Below are 18789 nucleotides of genomic sequence, written 5' to 3'. Positions count from 1 at the left end.
CGCCCCGGCCGCACCACGATCTGTTGCAGCCATGGTGCTGCCGGGCATCACGGGGCAGCGCGTATGATCGGCCCAGCCCTGAACGGAGCCGGCCGTGATCGAGCGCCTCACCTTTGCCCTGCTGTTGTATGCCGCCCCCTGGGGGGTGAGCGCCGCGCCGGATACCTACCGCCTCGACCCGGTGCACACGCGCGTTCTGTTCGCGGTCGAGCATGCCGGTTTCTCGCAGGCGCTGGGCACCGTGTCGGGCAGCGAAGGCACCCTCTCCTTCGATCCCGACGACTGGAACAGCGCCATGCTCACGGTCAGCGTGCCGCTGCAGCGCCTGGACCTGGGCAACGACAAATGGAACAGGGCCGCGCTGGCGCGCAACCTGCTCGACGCCGAACGCCATCCCGAGGCATGTTTCGTCTCCACTCGCATCGAACCGATCGATGCCACCCATGCGCGCGTGATCGGCGAGCTGACCCTGCGTGGCGTGAGCCGCGAGGTAACGCTGGACGTCACGCTCAATGCGATCAAGCGCCATCCGATGCCGCCGTTCCGCCGTACGGCTGGCTTTTCGGCCACCGCCACGCTGAGCCGCAGCGCGTTCGGGGTGGACGCCTGGCCCACGATGATCGGCGACCAGGTACAGCTGCGCATCGAAGCCGAAGCCCTGCGCGACCGCAGTGCCGCCGATCCGCAGGACACACCGTCCGTCGATGAACCGGGAACTCCCGCACCGGTAGACGACTCGGATACCCCATCTCCTTCGCCAGCCCGGAAGCGCGCGCCATGACCACCCGAAACACCCGTGACCGCTGGGGCGGCATCAGCCAGGGCCTGCATTGGCTGATCGCCCTGCTCATCCTCGTGCTGGGCATCGTCGGCCTGACCATGGGCGAACTGCCGCGCACCCCGAAATACTTCTGGGTCTACACCGCGCACAAATCGCTGGGCATCACCGTGCTGGCGCTGGTCGCGCTGCGCCTGGGCTGGCGCCTGTATGCCGGCGCGCCCGAACCGGTGCCCGGCACGCCGACCTGGCAGGAACGCATCGCGTCGGCCACGCACTGGCTGCTGTACGCGCTGATGTTCGCGCTGCCGTTGTCCGGCTGGATCTACGATTCGGCCAGCGGCCTGCGTCCGTTCCGCTGGTTCGGCCTGATCGACGTGCCCAAGCTGGTCGCGCCCAATCCTGGCGCGCGCGATATTTCCCACGCCATCCACGAGTGGGGCTTCTGGCTGCTGATCGCCGTGGTGGTCGCCCATGCCGGTGCAGCGCTCTACCACCACCTCTTCCAACGTGATGCCACGCTTGCGCGCATGCTGCCGCAGGGCTGGCTCGCCTCCCCCCAGAAGGATTGACGATGAACATCAAGCTCACCTCTCCCGCCGCCGTGGCCGCCGCGCTGGCCGGCCTGATGGCCACCGCCCCGGTGCTGGCCGCCGATTACGTGCAGCCCGCAGGCAACGGGTCCACGCTGGTATTTGCCACCAAGTACGACGGTGAAGTGTTCACCGGCAACTTCCCCGGCTTTTCGACCCGGCTCAGCTTCGATCCGGCCAACCCCGCCGCTGGCACGCTGGATGTGACCATTCCGCTGACCGACGCCAAGACCGGCAACGACGACCGCGATTCGACCCTGCAGACGGCGGACTTCTTCAACGTGGCCAAGTTCGCCACGGCCACCTACACCGCCAAGGGCTTCACCAAGAGCGGCGACAACACGTACGTGGCCAACGGCAAGCTCGAACTGCGCGGGGTGAGCAAGCCGGTCACCTTCACCTTCGAGTGGACGCCCGGCGCCAACCCGGTGCTCAAGGGCAGGGCGACGGTCAAGCGCCTGGACTTCGGCGTGGGCCAGGGCGACTGGAAGGACACCAAGACCATCCCCGATGAAACTGCCATCAGCACCGTCGTCAAGCTGCAGGCGAAATAACCATCGGTCGCGCCGGCCGTTGGCCGGCCATCGCGGTGCCGGAACCCCGTGGAGCCGGCCAACGGCCGGCGCTACCCGTTGTCGGCCATCCACGCCGACAGCGTGGCCCCCTCGAACGGCCAGTCCAGCTCCCGCCCCTGCCCGTCGCGCAGCACGGGCACCCGGCTGCCATAGCGCGCCTCCAGGGCTGCGTCGTCGTCGATGAACACACTGTCCAGCCCACGCACCCCGGCCTGGGCCAGGACGGCCAGGGCCAGATCGCACAGGTGGCAGTCGTCACGTTGGTAAAGGATGAACATGGCGTCGAAATGCTGCGTTGCAGCCAGGGTGCTGGCCAGGGAAAGCATAGAATAGTGCTCCATCCGATACCCGCAGTTTGGCAATCATGGCTGTCAGCACGTTCGACGTTTTCAAGATCGGCATAGGCCCGAGCTCCTCGCACACCGTGGGACCGATGAAGGCCGCCGAACGCTTCGTGCACCGCTGGCTGCTGGACCCGGGCCGCCTGCAGGACGTGGTGCGCATCCGCGCCGACGTCTACGGCTCGCTGGCGCTGACCGGGCGCGGCCACGGCACCGACAAGGCCGTACTGCTGGGGCTGGAAGGCCAGCGCCCGAACCTGATCGACCCGGACATCATTCCCGACACACTCGAGCGCATCCGCAGCAGCAAGCGCATCCGGCTGATGGGCACCCATGAGATCGCCTTCGACGAGAAGCGCGACCTGGGCCTGAACAAGCGCCAGAAGCTGCCCTACCACACCAACGGCATGCGCTTCACCGCATACGACGCCCAGGACCAGGTGATCGCCACGCGCGACTACTACTCGGTGGGCGGTGGCTTCGTGGTCAACCAGGACGATGCCGCCGATGACCGCATCGTGCCCGATGAAACCCCGCTGCCGTACCCGTTCAAAAGTGGCGACGAGCTGCTGGCGCAGACCGCACGCAGTGGCCTGAGCATTGCCCAGCTGATGTTCGAAAACGAGAAGTGCTGGCGCAGCGAGGACGAAATCCGCGACCAGCTGCGCGAGATATGGGAGGCCATGCAGCAGTGCGTGGTGCGTGGCATCCGCCAGGAAGGCACGTTGCCCGGCGGGCTGCACGTATCGCGCCGCGCCCCGGCGCTGCACCGCGAGCTGTCGTCCAAGCCCGAAGCCGCCATGCGCGATCCGCTCACCACGCTGGACTGGGTGAACCTGTACGCGCTGGCGGTCAACGAGGAAAACGCCGCAGGTGGGCGCGTGGTCACGGCCCCGACCAACGGCGCGGCCGGCGTGCTGCCGGCGGTGCTGCATTACTTCGACCGTTTCTGCCCCGGTGCCAACGAGCAGCGTGTGTTCGATTTCCTGCTGACCTCGGCCGCGATCGGCATCCTGTACAAGGAAAACGCTTCGATTTCCGGTGCCGAAGTCGGTTGCCAGGGCGAAGTGGGCGTGGCCTGTTCGATGGCCGCCGGTGGCCTGGTCGCGGCATTGGGCGGCAACCCCAGCCAGATCGAGAACGCCGCCGAGATCGGCATGGAACACAACCTGGGCCTGACCTGCGACCCGATCGGCGGGCTGGTGCAGATTCCCTGCATCGAGCGCAACGCGATGGGCGCGGTGAAGGCGATCAACGCCTCGCGCATGGCCATGCGCGGCGACGGCAAGCACAAGGTCTCGCTGGACAAGGTCATCAAGACCATGCGCGATACCGGCCGCGACATGCAGGACAAGTACAAGGAAACCAGCCGTGGCGGGCTCGCGGTGAACGTCATCGAGTGCTGATCCGCGGCGCGCGGGCGGTTATCCTCGGGGTTCCCCCACTGGAGACCGCCATGCGCATCCTGGCCGCCGCCCTGCTTGCCTGCCTGCCCCTGACCTCGTTCGCCGCCGATACCTACGACGCACGCCTGCAGGCCTTCGACTACGGCTGGCCGGTGAAGACCTTCAGCTTCGATTCGCAGCGCCAGCCGCTGGAAATGGCGTACCTGGACGTGGCACCTGCCGGTCGACAGATCGGTACGGTGGTGCTGCTGCATGGCAAGAACTTCTGCGCCGGCACCTGGCGCGATGCCATCACCGCGTTGAGCAGCGCCGGGTACCGTGTCATCGCGCCAGACCAGATCGGCTTCTGCAAATCCAGCAAGCCGCTGCGCTACCAGTACTCGTTCGGCCAACTGGCCGCCAATACCGAGGCGCTGCTGGCACACCTCAAGCTGGACACCAGCAAGGTCGACCTGGTCGGCCATTCGATGGGCGGCATGCTGGCTGCGCGGTTTGCGTTGATGTATCCGCAGCAGCTGCGCCAGCTGGCGCTGGTCAATCCGATCGGACTGGAAGACTGGAAGGCCAAGGGCGTGCCATGGCGCAGTGTGGATGCGTGGTATGCCAACGAACTGAAGACCAGCTTCGAGAGCATCAAAAAGTACCAGCTTGACGTCTACTACAGCGGCCAGTGGACGCCGGAGTATGAGCACTGGGCGCGGATGCAGGCCGGCATGTATGCCGGCCCCGGCAAGCAGGCCGTGGCCTGGAGCCAGGCGCTGACCTCGGACATGGTGTTCAACCAGCCGGTGGTGTACGAACTGCCCAACGTGCGGGTTCCCACCACGTTGTTCATCGGCCAGAAAGACCGCACCGCGATCGGGCGTGACCTGGCATCGCCCGCGCTGAAAGCCACCCTGGGCGACTACCCGGCACTGGGCAAGGCCGCCGCCGCCGCGATTCCCGGCGCGACGCTGGTGAGCTTCGACGACCTCGGGCATTCGCCGCAGGTGCAGGACCCGGAACGGTTCAACGCCGCCTTGTTGAAGGCGTTGAGCGAGCACTGATGTCGTAGAGCCACGCCGCGCCCCAAGACCAGCGGGCGCCGTTCCGGCAAACGCGTCGCCACGCGCCCGTGCGCTGCCGCCGGCACGTAGCGTGGTTCTCGCGTGGCTGCTCTTCGTTCAGGACCGCGAAGCCACGCAGGGCGTGGCTCTACGCGCGGATGATCTGCAGCACGTCGTCCAGCAACGCCGCCGCGGTGACGTCCGCACCCGCACCCGGGCCTTGGATCAACAGTGGCTGGGCGCTGTAACGGTCGCTGTGGATCGCCACCCGGTTGTCGGTCTGGGCGCCGCCGGCAAGCGGGTGGTCGCGCGGAACGATGCGCAGCCCTACCGCGGCACCGTCGTGGTCGAAACCGCCGATGAAGCGCAGGCAGCCGTTCTGCGCACGGGCCTGCTCCCATTGCGCCTGCAGCGGCGCATCCAGCAGCGACAACTGTTCAATGGCCGCCGCCGTCGGCAGCTGCGCCAGCGCGTCGGGCACCAACGAGGCGACCTGCACCTGTTCGGCGCGCAGCGCGATGCCGCTGGCGCGCGCCAGGATCAGCAGCTTGCGGCGCACGTCTTCGCCGGACAGGTCCACGCGCGGGTCCGGCTCGGTGTAGCCGGCACCCACCGCCTCGCGCACCCAGGCAGAGAACGGACGCTGGCCGTCGTAGTGATGGAACAACCAGGCCAGCGAGCCCGACAGCACGCCTTCCACCCGATGGATGCGATCGCCGCCGGCGACCAGCCCGCGCAGGCTGCTCAACAGCGGCAGCCCCGCGCCGACGGTGGCACTGTCTCCGTAGCGCGCGCCACCCTCCAGCCCGCTGCCGGCAATGGCCTGCGCACGGGCCAGCTGCGCGCCCTGCCCCAGCTTGTTGGCCGTCACCACGTGCACGCCACGCCCCAACCATTGCTCATGCCAGTCGGCCACCTCGTCGCTGGCGGTGGCATCGACCACCACATCGCCGCGCTGCAGCCCTTCGGCTTCGGCCCAGGGTTGCAGCACAGGGACCGTGCGCGCGGCATCGTTGGCACGCTCCAGCGCCTGCGCCGGCTGCTGTTCGCAGGCGCGTACGGTGCGCGAATTGGCCAGCCACGAGAACTGCGGCAGCTCGATACCGCGCGACTGGAGCGACTGATAGCGTTGCACGAACGCGGTACCCACCGTACCCGTACCCAGCAGCGCCAACCGGCGCGGCGCCGGTCGGGCGAAGGGAATCACCGCGCTCATGCATCCACCAGTTTTTTGCGGCAAGCCAGTTGCGCCTGCTGGTCGATCACCGCCTGGGCGCGTTCCAGGCCGGCCTGCAGGTCCGCGATCAGGTCTTCGGTCGCTTCGATACCCACCGACAGGCGCAGCAGGCCTTCGCTGATCCCGGCATGCGCACGGGCCTCAGCGGTCATCGCCGCATGGGTCATGGTGGCCGGGTGCGCCACCAGGCTCTCCACTCCGCCCAGCGATTCGGCCAGGGTGAAGCAGCGCAGGCCATCGACGAAGGCGCGGACCGCCGCGTGCGGGTCATCGCCCGGGCACGAAGCCAGCTCGAAGGACAGCATCGCGCCGAACCCGCTCTGCTGGCGCGCGGCGATCGCATGGCCCGGATGCGTGGCCAGGCCGGGGTAGTAGACGTTGGCCACCGCATCGCTGGCGGCCAGCAGCTGCACGATCCCGGCGGTGTTTTCCTGGTGCACGCGCAGCCGCGCGCCGAGCGTGCGCAGTCCGCGCAGGGTCAGGAACGCATCGAACGGTGAGCCGGTCAGGCCCAGCGCATTGGCCCACCACACCAGCTGCTCGTGCAATGCCGGGTCGCGCGCCACGACGGCCCCACCGACCACATCGCTGTGACCGTTGATGTACTTGGTGGTCGAATGCAGCACTACATCGGCACCGAAGGCGATCGGCTGCTGCAGCGCTGGCGACAGGAAGGTATTGTCGACCACGACCTTGGCACCGGCACGGTGCGCGGCATCGATGACGAAACGCAGGTCGGTGATGCGCAGCAGCGGATTGGACGGCGTTTCGATCAGCACCAGCGTGGGCGACTGCGCCAGCGCGTCGGCCAACGAGCGCGGGTCGGTCAGGTCGGCGGTGACCAGCTGGAAATGGCCCTTCTTCGCCAGCGCGTTGAACAGGCGCCAGCTGCCACCGTAGGCGTCGTGCGGCACCACCAGGGTATCGCCCGGTTCCAGCAACGCATTGAGCACCAGGTTGATCGCGCCCATGCCGGTAGAGGTGACCACGCCGCCGGCGCCGCCCTCAAGGTCGGCCAACGCTTCGCCGAGCAGGTCGCGGGTGGGGTTGCCGCTGCGCGTGTAGTCGTACTGGCGCTTGTTGCCGAAGCCATCGAAGCTGAAGTTCGACGACAGCACGATCGGCGGAGTCACCGCCCCGTGCGCGGTATCGCGATCGATACCGGCGCGCACGGCGGCGGTGACACGGCTACAGGTCGGCTCGGAACCGGCGGACTGGCTCATGCGTTTTCTCCCGGGGTACGAAATGCGGTGGCGAGGATCGCGTCGATGCGATCGGTTTCTTTCAGGAAGGCGTCATGGCCGTAGGGCGAGCGCAGCACGCGCAGGCTGCCGCGCGGGCCCAGCCCTTCGACCAGCCCGACCAGATCGGCCAGCGGCACCAGGCGGTCGCCTTCAACGGCCACCACCACGGTGGGCACGCTGATCGCGGCGGGGTCGACCCGGTGCAGGTCGATCGACTCGGACAGACGCAGATAGGCTTCCACCGGCGTGCGGGCGACGTACTGCGCACCGGCGGCGTCCAGGTAATCTTCGGCAGCCACGCGCACGCGGCCGTTGACCACTTCGGGCGGCGCATCGAAGCGCTCGCCGAATTCTTCCGGGGTGCGGTAGCTGAGCATGGCGAACTGCCGTGCCAGCGCCAGCCCGTGGCTTTCGCCGCACTGCAGCTGGCCCAGGGCAACGGCGCGGCGCTGCAGCGCGCGCCAGGCGGCGGCATAGGGATGCGGCCGATGCGCACCGCTCACCGCGATCAGCTTGGCCAGCCGCTGCGGATGGCGCACCGCGAACTGCTGGCCCACCAGCGCACCGTAGGAATAGCCCACGAAGCACTGCAGCTGGGCAATCCCAAGATGGTCGAGCAGCAGTACCAGCGCATCGGCCTGGTCGGCCGTGTCGATCGGCAGGTCCAACGCACCGTCGGCGCCGATGAAATCAAAGGCCAGGATGCGCCGCGATGCAGGATCCAGCGCGCGGCCGGGTGCCACCAGCCCTTCGGCCCAGCCCTTCTCGGGGAACTCGGCATTGGCGGCAACATGCCGGTGCGCGGAGATGCCCCCGGCCAGCACCGCCACCGGCGCCTCGGCACGGCCGACCAGCTCATAGCGCAGCCGCACCGGACGTGCCCCGCCATGTCGCATCGACAGGATCGCGGCGATCTCGCCGCGCACGGCGCGACGCCCGGCATCCACCGGAACGCTCAAGGGGGCGAAGGAGTCGGAAGCAACGGCGGCAGTGGCGAAACTCATGGCGGTATCCCAAAGAGGAAAACGGCCATCGAGCTTTCGCGGAGCTCGCGTTCGAAGCGCACGCATGGTGCACGGTTCGAACCATCTTTCGGAAGACACCACGGTCCCCGCAGGATTTGGCACCTACGCGGGTCGCTTGCGCGCCTGCGGGCTGCCCCGGCTTCAAAGGGCCTGTCCCTCTGCCGGTCTCGATGGTGGAGCCACGATGCCAGCACATTCCGGCCATGTCAATCCTTTCATCTGGATGAAGCGATATAGTTTTTTCTCATCAGCCCGGAACGGGCCTCTTTCCTGAACGGACGCGGTTGCGTAGAGTCCGCGCACCCTCACTGGAAGATCGACGATGCGCCGGATCCTGCTGTTGTCCCTGCTGGCGTGCCCGCTCATGGCGCCGGCGGCCGAGCCGGGCCGTCCTTCGGACTGGCGTGCCGGCTGGGGGCTGGTCCAACCGGCAAACGAGCCGCCGCAGGGTTCCAGGAGTGGCCCCCTGGCGTCGGTAAGGCTCGAAGGCGGCGCTGCCCACTGGCAGGCGCGGGTCGACAACCACCTCACTGGCCCGGTGCAGATCGCCCTGCGCCAGGATGCCGGCGCTGCGCTGTTGCCCGGCCTGCCCTTGCAGACCGTGTTGCCGGGGTCGGCCAGCGTCGTGGTGGCGCGGTTGCAGCTGCCACCCGGCACCCAGCGCCTGAACCTGCTGCTGGACGCCGTGCCCGGTGACCCGGCAGCACGCCCGCAGGATGTGGCCTACCCGTTGCCGTTCGATGCCCGCCGCTTCCAGGTAACCCAGGCGCCGCGAGGCCGTTTCAGCCATGACGACGCCGAAAACCGCGACGCGGTGGACTTTGCCCTGCCCGAAGGCACCCCGGTGCTGGCCGCCAGAGCTGGCAAGGTGATGCAGGTACAGGGCAATTTCAGCGGCCACGGCCTGGACCCGGTACGCGACCGTGAGCGGGCCAATTTCATCCGGGTGCTGCACGAAGACGGCAGCATGGCGGTGTACGCCCACCTGCGCGAAAAGGGGGTACTGGTGCGTAGTGGGCAGCGGGTCGAGGCCGGCCAGCGTATTGGCGTTTCCGGCAACACCGGCTACAGCACCGCCCCGCACCTGCACTTCGTGGTCCAGGCCAACGTGGGCATGCAGCTGCGCTCGATTCCGGTGCGGATCGTGGCCCCCCAGGGTGAGCTGCACTTCGCGCGTGAACAGGCCGACGGCGGCGAGGCGGCCAGCCACTGACCCGTCGTGGGGGGCGGCCCGGTATACTGATGGGCTTATCTCTTTGAAAAGCGCCCCGGGCGGGCGCGTCACGCCATGTCCGAAGTCGCTACCGAAGCTGCACGCCGCCGCACCTTCGCCATCATTTCCCACCCTGACGCAGGCAAGACCACGCTGACCGAAAAGCTGCTGCTGTTCGGTGGTGCGATCCAGATGGCCGGCTCGGTCAAGGGCCGCAAGGCGGCCCGCCATGCCACCTCGGACTGGATGGCGCTGGAAAAGGAGCGCGGCATCTCCGTCACCTCCTCGGTGATGCAGTTCCCCTACGAAGGCAAGATCGTCAACCTGCTCGACACCCCGGGCCACGCCGACTTCGGCGAGGACACCTACCGCGTGCTGACTGCGGTGGACTCGGCGCTGATGGTGATCGACGTGGCCAAGGGCGTGGAAGAGCGCACGATCAAGCTGATGGAGGTGTGCCGCCTGCGCGACACGCCGATCATGACGTTCATCAACAAGCTCGACCGCGAAGGCAAGGAGCCGATCGACCTGCTGGATGAAGTGGAGAGCGTGCTCGGCATCCAGTGCGCGCCGGTGACCTGGCCGATCGGCATGGGCCAGCGCCTGAAGGGCGTGGTCCACCTGATCAGCGGCGAAGTGCACCTGTACGAACAGGGCCGCAACTTCACCCGCCAGGATTCGACCATCTTCCCCTCGATCGATTCGCCCGGCCTGGCCGAAAAGATCGGCGAGCGCATGCTGGCCGATCTGCGCGATGAACTGGAACTGGTGCAGGGCGCCAGCCACCCGTTCGACCTGGAGGCCTACCTGGCCGGCAAGCAGACCCCGGTGTTCTTCGGTTCGGGCGTGAACAACTTCGGCGTGCAGCCGCTGCTGGACTTCTTCGTCGAGCACGCACCGTCGCCGCAGGCGCGCGCCACCACCGGCCGCGTGATCGCACCGCAGGAGAACAAGCTGACCGGTTTCGTGTTCAAGATCCAGGCGAACATGGACCCGCAGCACCGCGACCGCGTGGCGTTCATGCGGGTCTGTTCGGGGCGATTCGTGGCCGGCATGAAAACCTTCCATGTGCGCAGCGGCAAGGAAATGAAGCTGGCCAACGCGCTGACCTTCATGGCAAGCGACCGTGAAATCGCTGCCGAAGCATGGCCGGGCGATGTGATCGGCATCCACAACCATGGCACCATTTCCATTGGCGACACGTTCACCGAAGGCGAAGCGGTGAGCTTCACCGGCATTCCGAACTTCGCGCCGGAGCTGTTCCGCCGCGCACGCCTGCGCGATCCGCTCAAGCTCAAGCAGCTGCAGAAGGGCCTGGCGCAGCTGTCCGAAGAAGGCGCCACCCAGTTCTTCCGCCCGCTGATGAGCAACGACCTGATCCTGGGCGCGGTCGGCGTGCTGCAGTTCGACGTGGCCGCCTACCGCCTGAAGGACGAATACGGCGTGGAAGCCACCTTCGAGCCGGTCAGCGTGACCACGGCGCGCTGGGTCACCTGCAACGACGCGAAGACGCTGGAAGAGTTCCGCGAAAAGAACGCGGGCAATCTCAGCATCGACGCCGCTGGCCAGCTGGTCTACCTTGCCCCGACCCGGGTCAACCTGCAGCTGGCGCAGGAACGCGCGCCGGACGTGCGCTTTGCGGCCACCCGCGAAGCGGCCCACAGCGTGTCGGTCTCCTGATCTGCTGAAACCGACGGCGCGTGCAAGCACGCGTCATCGCGGCGATGATAGGGGGGAGCGGGCTCCCCCTCCCCGCGCGACGATCATCGCCATGACCTCTGTTGCTTCCGTACGTGAAGAAATCGCCAGCGCCCTGACCCACGGGCTGGGCGCGGTAGCCGCACTGGCCGCCAGCGCGGTCCTGATCACCCTGGCCGCAATCCATGGCGACGCCTGGCAGCTGGCCAGCGCCATCGTGTTCGGCGTGGCGCTGCTGCTGCTCTACACGGCCTCCACGCTCTACCACGCCATCCAGCACCCGATCGCCAAAGGCCGGCTGAAGGTGTTCGACCACTGTGCGATCTACCTGCTGATCGCGGGCACCTACACGCCGTTCACCCTGATCGGCCTGCGCGGTCCCTGGGGCTGGGGCATGTTCACGGCCATCTGGGCACTGGCGCTCGCCGGCGTGATCTTCAAGCTTTTCTTCACCGGCCGTTTCAAGCTGCTCTCCACGATCATCTACATCGCCATGGGCTGGATGGTGCTGGTGGCGATCAAGCCGATGTGGTCCCACATCGACGGCTGGACCTTGGGCTGGCTGTTCGCCGGCGGCCTCTCCTACACGCTCGGCACCTATTTCTACCACCGCGAATCCATCCCCTACTCCCACGCGATCTGGCACCTCTTCGTCATCGGCGGAAGTGTTTGTCACTTCGTTGCGGTTACTGCACAGATTCTTTGAAGCAACGGCGAAGGCGAAGACGAAGGCAACAGCAACAGCAACAGCAACAGCAGGTTGCCGTTTGCTTACTGTTTAGGGGCGATGTGGGTGGGCCGCCGGGACACGCCGCAAGTACGTCCTTGTAGGCTCGTTCGCGCCATCCATGGCGCTCTACGGTCCCGTCAACCCACCCACACCGCCCCTTCGACACTTGGTCGGCCACCAACGAAGATCAAGAGCAGAAATCCGCTCCATTGTCCGCCGACGCAATGCTGAGGGGACGGGCGGGGGTATGCCATTGCGGGACCGTAGAGCGCCATGGATGGCGCGAACGAGCCCCCATGGATGGGTTTACGGCGTGTCCCGCAATGGCATACCCCCGCCCGCCCCAGCTCGTAAAAGTGAACAGCACGCGCTTTGGCCTTGGCTGTGGCTCTGGCTTTGCTTTTGGCGCCACGCTGACGCGATCCTTACCAATACTTCGCGTTGCCTGCACGATGAACGGGCAACGATGGGCGCGTGAATACCGTCCCTGCGTCTACGCCTGATGCGCCCTCCCCCCGCTCACGCTGGCGTCTGCGCCGCCCTGGCAAGCGCGGGCAACGCTGGTTGGCCGTGCTGGTGTTCCTGTTCGCGCTGGTCCTGCTGGTGATCGCACTGTGGGACTGGAACTGGTTCAAAGGCCCCGTCGAACGCGCGGTGCAAGCCAAGACCGGGCGCGAATTCCATATCGGCGGCAATCTGGATGTCGATCTGGGGCGCACCCTTACCGTACGCGCCGATGGCCTGACGTTCGCCAATGCCGAATGGTCCAGAACACCACGAATGGCCAGCGCCGATCGCGCCGAAATCGATCTGCGCACCTGGCCATTGCTGCGCGGCCAGGTACGCATTCCCGAAATCCGCCTGACCCGCCCCGACCTCCTGCTCGAAACCGCGCCCGGCGGGAATCAGCCCGGCAACTGGGATTTTCTCGGCCCCAGCGAAGGCAACCCGCCTATCCTGCAGCGCCTGCTGGTCGATGATGGCCGCCTGAAATTTCTCGATGCCGCCGGCAAGACCGATATCCTGGTCGCCCTCACCAGCGGCAAACCGCGCAGCACCGATAGCGCCCCGCCCCTGCTCGTTAGTGGCAAGGGCCGCTGGCAGGGCAACCCGTTCACGCTGGAGGGAAACACGGAATCCCCGCTGGAGCTCACCAACAGCGACCATCCCTTCCGCATCCACCTCGACGGTCGCGCCGGCAACACCCGCGCCATCGCCAGCGGCACCCTGACCAACCCGTTCGCACTGCGCACCTTCGATCTTGATTTCGCACTGAGCGGCCAGGACATGGAAGACCTGTATCCGTTGATCGGGCTGGCCATTCCATCCACGCCGCCCTACCGGCTCAAGGGCCGACTCAAGCGCAACAACGATGTCTGGCGCTACGAAAACTTCACCGGCGTGGCCGGCGACAGCGACCTGGGCGGTACCGCGCAGATCGATGTCAGCGGCGAGCGCCCGTTCCTCAAGGCCGAACTGGTTTCCCGGCGCTTGGACTTCGATGACCTGGCCGGCTTTGTCGGCGCACCGCCCAGGACCGGTGCAGGCGAATCGGCCAATGCCGAGCAGAAAGCCAAAGCCGCCGCGCTGGCGGTAAAGGCGCGCGTACTGCCCGATACGCCGTACGACCTGAGCAAGCTGCGCGCAATGGACGCCGACGTGCACTGGAAAGCACAACGCATCAACTCGCCTGCGCTGCCGCTGGACGACATGGACGCCCACCTGAAACTCGACGACGGCCTGCTGCGCCTGGAACCGCTCGACTTCGGCGTGGCCGGTGGCGACATCCGCAGCACCATCCACATGGACGCCCGCACGCCGACCATCGCCACCCAGCTCAAGGCCAGCATCCGCAAGGTGCAGCTGGGCAAGCTCTTTCCCGATGCGAAGCTGGCCGAGCAGGCTTCCGGCGGGATCAGCGGCGAGATCAACCTCAGTGGCAACGGCAACTCGATCGCCGCCATGCTGGGCAGTTCCGATGGCGGCGTGGCGGTCGGCATCGGTCGCGGCCATGTCGGCAACCTGATCATGGAACTGGCCGGCCTGGACGTGGCCGAGTCATTGAAATTCCTGTTCACCGGCGACAGGCAGATTCCGCTGCGCTGCGCGTGGGGCGACTTCGGCGTGGCCAATGGGCTCATGACCTCGAAACAACTGGCGTTCGACACCACCGATACGCTGATCCTCGGCGAAGGCACGGTAGACCTGAAGCAGGAGAAACTCGATCTGCTGTTGCGCCCGCGCCCCAAGGACATCAGCATCCTGGCGCTGCGTTCGCCGTTGCGGATCGGCGGCACGTTCAAGGATCCCTCGTTCCGCCCCGACTTCAAGGCGCTGGGCATCCGCGGGGCGATCGCGCTCACGTTGGGCAGCATTGCGCCGCCGGCGGCGTTGCTGGCGACGATCGAGACCGGCCCGGGTGAGGATTCGAATTGCGGTGGGCGGTATGCGAAGTAGAGCCGGGCTCTGCCCGGCTGCTCACGGACCATGCCAGCCGGGCAGAGCCCGGCTCTACGCCCCCCAATCAGCCGGCGACGATGTATTGCTGCAGCTGGTCCAGCTTCTGGGCCTGTTCGTCGATCACCGACTTCACCAGGTCGCCGATGGAGATCACGCCGATCACACCGCCGCTGTCGACCACCGGCAGGTGGCGGATGCGGTAGTCGGTGACCAGTTGCAGGCAGTGCTCCACCTGCTCGGCGGGCGCCACCGTGACCACCTTGGGGGTCATGATGTCGCTCACCCGCGTTGTCCGCGACGAACGCTCATGCAGCACGACCTTGCGCGCGTAATCGCGCTCGGACAGGATGCCGACCAGGTTGGGGCCGTCCATCACCAGTACCGCACCGATGCCTTTGTCGGCCATCAACCGGATCGCATCGATCACCGCCGATTCCGGGCCTACCGCGAAAACCTCAGGGGACTTGCCTTCCAACAGCTGTCGTACCGTGGTCATCTCGCTGCTCTCCACCGATGGGATGCACGGTCGAGTCTGCCACGAACGGTGCCTGCCAGGTGTCAACCAGATATAACGGCCGCTGCTTGGATTCTTCGTACAGCCGGCCCAGGTATTCGCCGATCAGGCCCAGCGCGATCAGCTGCACCCCGCCCAGGAACAGGATCACCGCCATCATCGTCGGGTAGCCGGCCACCCGGTCGCCGTACAGCGCCGCCTTGAGCACCACCCACACGCCGAACACGATCGCCGCGCTCGCCGTAGCCAGCCCCAGGTAGGTCGCCGCGCGCAGCGGCACCGTTGAAAAGCTGGTGATGCCTTCCAGCGCGAAATTCCACAGCTTCCACAACCCGAACTTGGTGTCGCCCACCATCCGCGCGTGCCGGTGATAGGGCAATGGCTTGCGCCGGAAGCCGACCCAGCCGAACAGGCCCTTCATGAACCGGTGGCGTTCACGCAGCTGACCCAGCGCCTGCAGGGCGCGCGGCGACAGCAGGCGGAAATCGCCGGTGTCGGCCGGAATGGGGATCTTCGACAGGCGTCCGATCACCCGGTAGAACGCCGCAGCCGTGCTGCGCTTGAGCAGGCTTTCGCCGTCGCGCACCTGGCGGGTGCCGTAGATGTTGTCATAGCCTTGGCGCCACAGCGCCACGAATTCCGGAATCAGTTCCGGCGGATCCTGGCCGTCCGCGTCGAGAATCATCACCGCCCCGTCGTCGACGAAATCCAGGCCCGCCGTCAAGGCCGCCTCCTTGCCGAAATTGCGCGACAGGCGCAGCAGCCCGACGCTGTCGTCGGCAGCCGCCAGTTCCTGCATTACCTGCCAGGTCGCATCGGTGCTGCCATCGTCGACATACACGATGCGGCCATCGATGTCGTCCAGTCCATCCAGTACCGCGCGCAGGCGCGGATGCAGCATGGGCAGCGCCATGGCTTCGTTATGCGCGGCAATGACCAGGGTAAGGCGTTCGTCGGACATGGGCCGATTGTACCGTTGCCTCGTCACGGACATGAATGCTCACTCCTCCTGCAGGTAGGCACCGCCCCCCAGCTGTCGGGCCTGGCGTTGGATCCATGCGGCGCGACGCTGCACATAGGGCCCCGGGCGCGCGGCGTTGTAGCGGCGTGGCGCCGGCAGCACCGCCGCCAGCTTCGCGCTTTCAGCCGGCGTCAGCTGCGCCGCATCCTTGTTCCAGAACTGTTGCGATGCCGCCTGTGCCCCGTAGATGCCATCGCCGAATTCGGCAATGTTGGCGTACATCTCCAGGATGCGGGATTTCGGCCACAGCGTTTCGATCAACAGCGTGTACCAGACCTCCAGCCCCTTGCGGATCCAGCTGCGGCCCTGCCACAGGAACAGGTTCTTGGCCACCTGCTGGCTGATCGTGCTGGCCCCGCGCAGGCGCCCGCCGCGGGCGTTGTGGTCGCGCGCCTTTTCGATGGCTTTCAGGTCGAAGCCGTTGTGGTCGGGGAAGCGCTGGTCCTCGGCGGCCACCAGCGAAATCGGCAGGCTGTGCGCCATCTGGTCCAGGTCGCGCCACTGGTAATGCAGCCGATAGTCCCAGTCGCCCTGGGTGAGCGCCTCGCCATAGCGCCACAGCATCACCGTGGACAGTGGCGGGTCGATGAAGCGCAGCACGGCCACCTGCAGCACGCTGCCGGCCACGAACAGCACCGGCAGCCACAGCAGATGCTTCCAGCGCCAGCGACGTCGGCGGGACGGTTCCAGGCCCGGTTCGGCCTTGTGGTTGCTGCGCTCTGCCCCCATTACTGGTGCATCCTCTGCTTGCACGGTTGTCGGCGCATTATCCGGCAACACGCCCTCATTACTTAAGCGCAGCCACCGAACCGATGACCGCCCAGACCGACTCCCTTGTCCGTTTCCTGCTTCCCGATGCCGGCGTGCGCGGCGTGCACGTGCACCTCGACGCCAGCTGGCAGCAGATCCTCTCCCATGGCACCTACCCGCCGGCCGCTGCCGAGCTGCTTGGCGAAGCCACCGTGGCCTCGGCGCTGTTCACCGGCCACACCAAGGTGGACGGCCGGCTGTCGATCCAGCTGCGCAGCGACACCGCCATGCGCACCCTGTTCGCCGAATGCACCGCCGCCGGTACCCTGCGTGGCATCGTGCAGCTCTCTGGTGAGGGCGATGCCCCGCGCGACCTGGCCGCCCTGGGCGAGGACGCCCTGCTGGCCATCACCATCGAGAACCCGGGCCTGGATCCGCGCGAGCCGCAGCGTTACCAGAGCCTGGTCGGGCTGGGCGCGTCGGGCCTGGACGAGGCCTTCGAAGACTACTTCCGCCAGTCCGAACAGCTGCCCACCCGCCTGCTGCTGGCCGCCGACGGCGGCCGCGCCGCTGGCCTGCTGCTGCAGAAGCTGCCCGGCGACGAGGGCGACACCGACGGCTGGGTCCGTGCCAGCGCGCTGTTCGAGACCCTGGGCAAGCAGGAACTGCTGGACGCCGCCGGCGATACGCTGCTGCACCGGCTGTTCCACGAAGAAGCGCCGGAACTGCTGGGCGAGCGTCCGCTGCGTTTTGCCTGTTCCTGCTCGCGCGAGCGGGTGGAGGGCATGCTGCAGTCGCTGGGCCGGGAAGAAGCGCGGGCTGCGGCCGAACCCACCGGTGCGGTGGAGATCCGCTGCGAATTTTGCGGACGGGAGTATCACTTTCCGTTGACGGAATTGGACATACTGTTCCGCGATGCCGCCGTTTCCTCACCGGCACCTGAACGGCTTCAGTAATCGCCGCGCGAGTTTTGTTCTGGGGAGAACCAAGACTTGTTAAGAATTCATAAACGCCCTAGGATCAGTGTCCCGCTTCGGCGGGAACTTGTGTTCGTCACCGCTGTCTGAGAGTTCCCATGCGCGCCCTTTTGCGTCTACCGCTGGCCCTGATGATCGCCCTTGCCGCGATCCCGGGCGCCTATGCGCAGTCCACGGCCCGGCAGGACAGCACGGTGATTCCAGTCTGGAACAAGGGCAGCGGCAAGGTTGAGGCCCTGCTCTACCTGGAACCCACCGGGGAACAGGCCGCTGGCGCACGCTGGCATTTCGGGCGCAGTTCGCTGGACGCCGCCTTCGGGCTGTCGTCGGGCGATTCGCTCGGCCTGCTCTGCAACAGCAGCCGTGGCACCAGCATCAGCGGGCTTGCCAGCCATTGCATGCTGGCCAGCCTGGGCGACGACGACGACGACGCACTCAGTCGCCGGGTGACCGGTACGGCCGCGTTCAACCGCCCCGGCGGTCGCCTGGGCATCACCGCCGGTACCGGCAAGGACACCCTGCCTGCCTGGCTGGCCGGCCCGAACAAGTCACCGGCGCTGCGCGCCGAGCAGAACGACCTGACCGTGTTCGGTCAGAAGAACATCGGTCGCGAAGGCTTCGTGTCCATTGGCGGTACCTATGCCAAGGCGCGCCTGGTGCCGCTGTCCGACATGTCGCCCGCCCTGGTGGACCGCTGGGACAGCAAGAGCCTCACCATCGGTGCGGGCTACGGCAATTTCAGCGGCAACATCATCGGCCGCGTGGTCGATGTTCCCGGCCAGCCCGGCAAGTGGGAAGGCCTGGGCGTGGGCCTGACCTGGCGCACCCCCTGGAGTGGCCAGCTCACGGTCGGCGCGGAAAACGTGATCACCCGCGGCAAGAACCCGTTCGCGCCGCGCAACGAGAGCACCGACGAGGGCACCGTGCCCTACGTCCGATACGAGCAGGACCTGTAGGTCGCCTGAAGGGGACCTCGGCCGGACCGCAAAAGGCGCGCCATTGGCGCGCCTTTGTCGTTTCGGCGGCACAACGCTGTCCTGCGCCCCCCCTGCAATGGCCCAAACACACCCTCCTGATACAGAACGTGACAAAACAACTGCAACTATTTTTCCAACATTTTGTTAACAATTGGGACGAGTGTCGCTTCGAACACCTTCTTGGGCCTTGATCCACAAAGACTT

Annotated in this window: 18 protein-coding genes and 1 riboswitch; of the genes, 11 read left to right on the top strand and 7 right to left on the bottom strand. The window is 66.8% G+C overall.

The features are described from left to right. The first annotated feature begins 94 nt into the window (after positions 1-94). Genes WIX41_RS13885 through WIX41_RS13875 form a run of 3 tightly spaced genes read left to right on the top strand, consistent with a single transcriptional unit; the run spans position 95 to position 1925 of the window. Positions 95-781, top strand: a complete 687-nt coding sequence (locus tag WIX41_RS13885; RefSeq protein ID WP_339448450.1) for a YceI family protein — start codon at positions 95-97, stop codon at positions 779-781. After that, positions 778-1350 carry a cytochrome b gene (locus tag WIX41_RS13880; RefSeq protein ID WP_339448448.1) on the top strand — a complete coding sequence of 191 codons (573 nt, stop codon included), beginning with the start codon at positions 778-780 and terminating at the stop codon, positions 1348-1350. The genes WIX41_RS13885 and WIX41_RS13880 overlap by 4 nt, the downstream gene beginning before the upstream one ends. 2 nt (positions 1351-1352) lie before the next feature. Beyond that, on the top strand, positions 1353-1925 hold the full coding sequence (locus tag WIX41_RS13875; RefSeq protein WP_339448446.1) for a YceI family protein: 573 nt from the start codon (positions 1353-1355) through the stop codon (positions 1923-1925). Positions 1926-1996: 71 nt separating this feature from the next. On the opposite strand, the gene WIX41_RS13870 is transcribed toward WIX41_RS13875, so the two are convergent. After that, positions 1997-2224: a glutaredoxin family protein gene (locus WIX41_RS13870; RefSeq protein WP_409187508.1), complete on the bottom strand. Its 228-nt coding sequence runs from the start codon at positions 2222-2224 to the stop codon at positions 1997-1999. Positions 2225-2310: 86 nt separating this feature from the next. Between WIX41_RS13870 and WIX41_RS13865 the strand changes: the two genes are divergently transcribed. Next, on the top strand, positions 2311-3693 hold the full coding sequence (locus WIX41_RS13865; protein ID WP_339448442.1) for an L-serine ammonia-lyase: 1383 nt from the start codon (positions 2311-2313) through the stop codon (positions 3691-3693). Positions 3694-3743: 50 nt separating this feature from the next. Then, positions 3744-4739: an alpha/beta hydrolase gene (locus tag WIX41_RS13860; RefSeq protein ID WP_339448440.1), complete on the top strand. Its 996-nt coding sequence runs from the start codon at positions 3744-3746 to the stop codon at positions 4737-4739. Between the two features lie 148 nt (positions 4740-4887). Here WIX41_RS13860 and WIX41_RS13855 read toward each other — a convergent pair whose 3' ends face one another. Genes WIX41_RS13855 through metX form a run of 3 tightly spaced genes read right to left on the bottom strand, consistent with a single transcriptional unit; the run spans position 4888 to position 8224 of the window. Continuing rightward, positions 4888-5955: a hypothetical protein gene (locus tag WIX41_RS13855; protein WP_339448438.1), complete on the bottom strand. Its 1068-nt coding sequence runs from the start codon at positions 5953-5955 to the stop codon at positions 4888-4890. Continuing rightward, positions 5952-7199 carry an O-succinylhomoserine (thiol)-lyase gene (locus WIX41_RS13850; RefSeq protein ID WP_339448436.1) on the bottom strand — a complete coding sequence of 416 codons (1248 nt, stop codon included), beginning with the start codon at positions 7197-7199 and terminating at the stop codon, positions 5952-5954. Before WIX41_RS13850 ends, WIX41_RS13855 begins: the two co-directional genes overlap by 4 nt. Next, the gene (metX, locus tag WIX41_RS13845) at positions 7196-8224 is read right to left on the bottom strand and encodes a homoserine O-succinyltransferase MetX (RefSeq protein ID WP_339448434.1); all 1029 of its coding nucleotides are present in this window, start codon (positions 8222-8224) and stop codon (positions 7196-7198) included. Before metX ends, WIX41_RS13850 begins: the two co-directional genes overlap by 4 nt. Before the next feature lie 78 nt (positions 8225-8302). After that, positions 8303-8422: riboswitch (SAM riboswitch) on the bottom strand. Between the two features lie 145 nt (positions 8423-8567). Here metX and WIX41_RS13840 point away from each other — a divergent pair. The 4 genes from WIX41_RS13840 to WIX41_RS13825 all read left to right on the top strand — a co-directional run bounded on the left by WIX41_RS13840 (position 8568) and on the right by WIX41_RS13825 (position 14343). Further along, entirely contained in the window at positions 8568-9458 is an 891-nt protein-coding gene (locus WIX41_RS13840; RefSeq protein ID WP_339448433.1) for a M23 family metallopeptidase, read from the top strand. Between the two features lie 75 nt (positions 9459-9533). Further along, positions 9534-11138 carry a peptide chain release factor 3 gene (locus WIX41_RS13835; RefSeq protein WP_339448431.1) on the top strand — a complete coding sequence of 535 codons (1605 nt, stop codon included), beginning with the start codon at positions 9534-9536 and terminating at the stop codon, positions 11136-11138. Positions 11139-11229: 91 nt separating this feature from the next. After that, entirely contained in the window at positions 11230-11862 is a 633-nt protein-coding gene (gene trhA, locus WIX41_RS13830; RefSeq protein WP_339448429.1) for a PAQR family membrane homeostasis protein TrhA, read from the top strand. Between the two features lie 498 nt (positions 11863-12360). Then, positions 12361-14343, top strand: a complete 1983-nt coding sequence (locus WIX41_RS13825; protein ID WP_339448427.1) for an AsmA family protein — start codon at positions 12361-12363, stop codon at positions 14341-14343. A 67-nt stretch (positions 14344-14410) separates the two neighbouring features. Here WIX41_RS13825 and WIX41_RS13820 read toward each other — a convergent pair whose 3' ends face one another. The 3 genes from WIX41_RS13820 to mtgA are packed head-to-tail and all read right to left on the bottom strand — an operon-like array spanning position 14411 to position 16610. Further along, positions 14411-14842, bottom strand: a complete 432-nt coding sequence (locus WIX41_RS13820; protein WP_339448425.1) for a CBS domain-containing protein — start codon at positions 14840-14842, stop codon at positions 14411-14413. After that, positions 14802-15821, bottom strand: a complete 1020-nt coding sequence (locus WIX41_RS13815; protein ID WP_339448423.1) for a glycosyltransferase family 2 protein — start codon at positions 15819-15821, stop codon at positions 14802-14804. Before WIX41_RS13815 ends, WIX41_RS13820 begins: the two co-directional genes overlap by 41 nt. Positions 15822-15860: 39 nt before the next feature. Further along, complete coding sequence (gene mtgA / locus WIX41_RS13810; protein WP_339448421.1) at positions 15861-16610, bottom strand: monofunctional biosynthetic peptidoglycan transglycosylase; 750 nt, start codon at positions 16608-16610, stop codon at positions 15861-15863. A gap of 83 nt (positions 16611-16693) precedes the next feature. On the opposite strand from mtgA, the gene WIX41_RS13805 reads away from it, so the two are divergent. Next, positions 16694-17587, top strand: coding sequence for an Hsp33 family molecular chaperone HslO (locus tag WIX41_RS13805; RefSeq protein ID WP_339448419.1), 894 nt, complete (start codon positions 16694-16696; stop codon positions 17585-17587). A gap of 152 nt (positions 17588-17739) precedes the next feature. Continuing rightward, a complete protein-coding gene (locus WIX41_RS13800) occupies positions 17740-18564 on the top strand; it encodes a hypothetical protein (RefSeq protein ID WP_409187507.1) in 825 nt (274 codons plus the stop codon). The last annotated feature ends 225 nt before the right edge of the window (positions 18565-18789 follow it).

It is taken from the genome of Stenotrophomonas sp. AB1(2024) (assembly GCF_037482345.1).
Classification (GTDB): domain Bacteria; phylum Pseudomonadota; class Gammaproteobacteria; order Xanthomonadales; family Xanthomonadaceae; genus Stenotrophomonas.
This window is presented reverse-complemented; position numbering and strand designations above follow the sequence as displayed.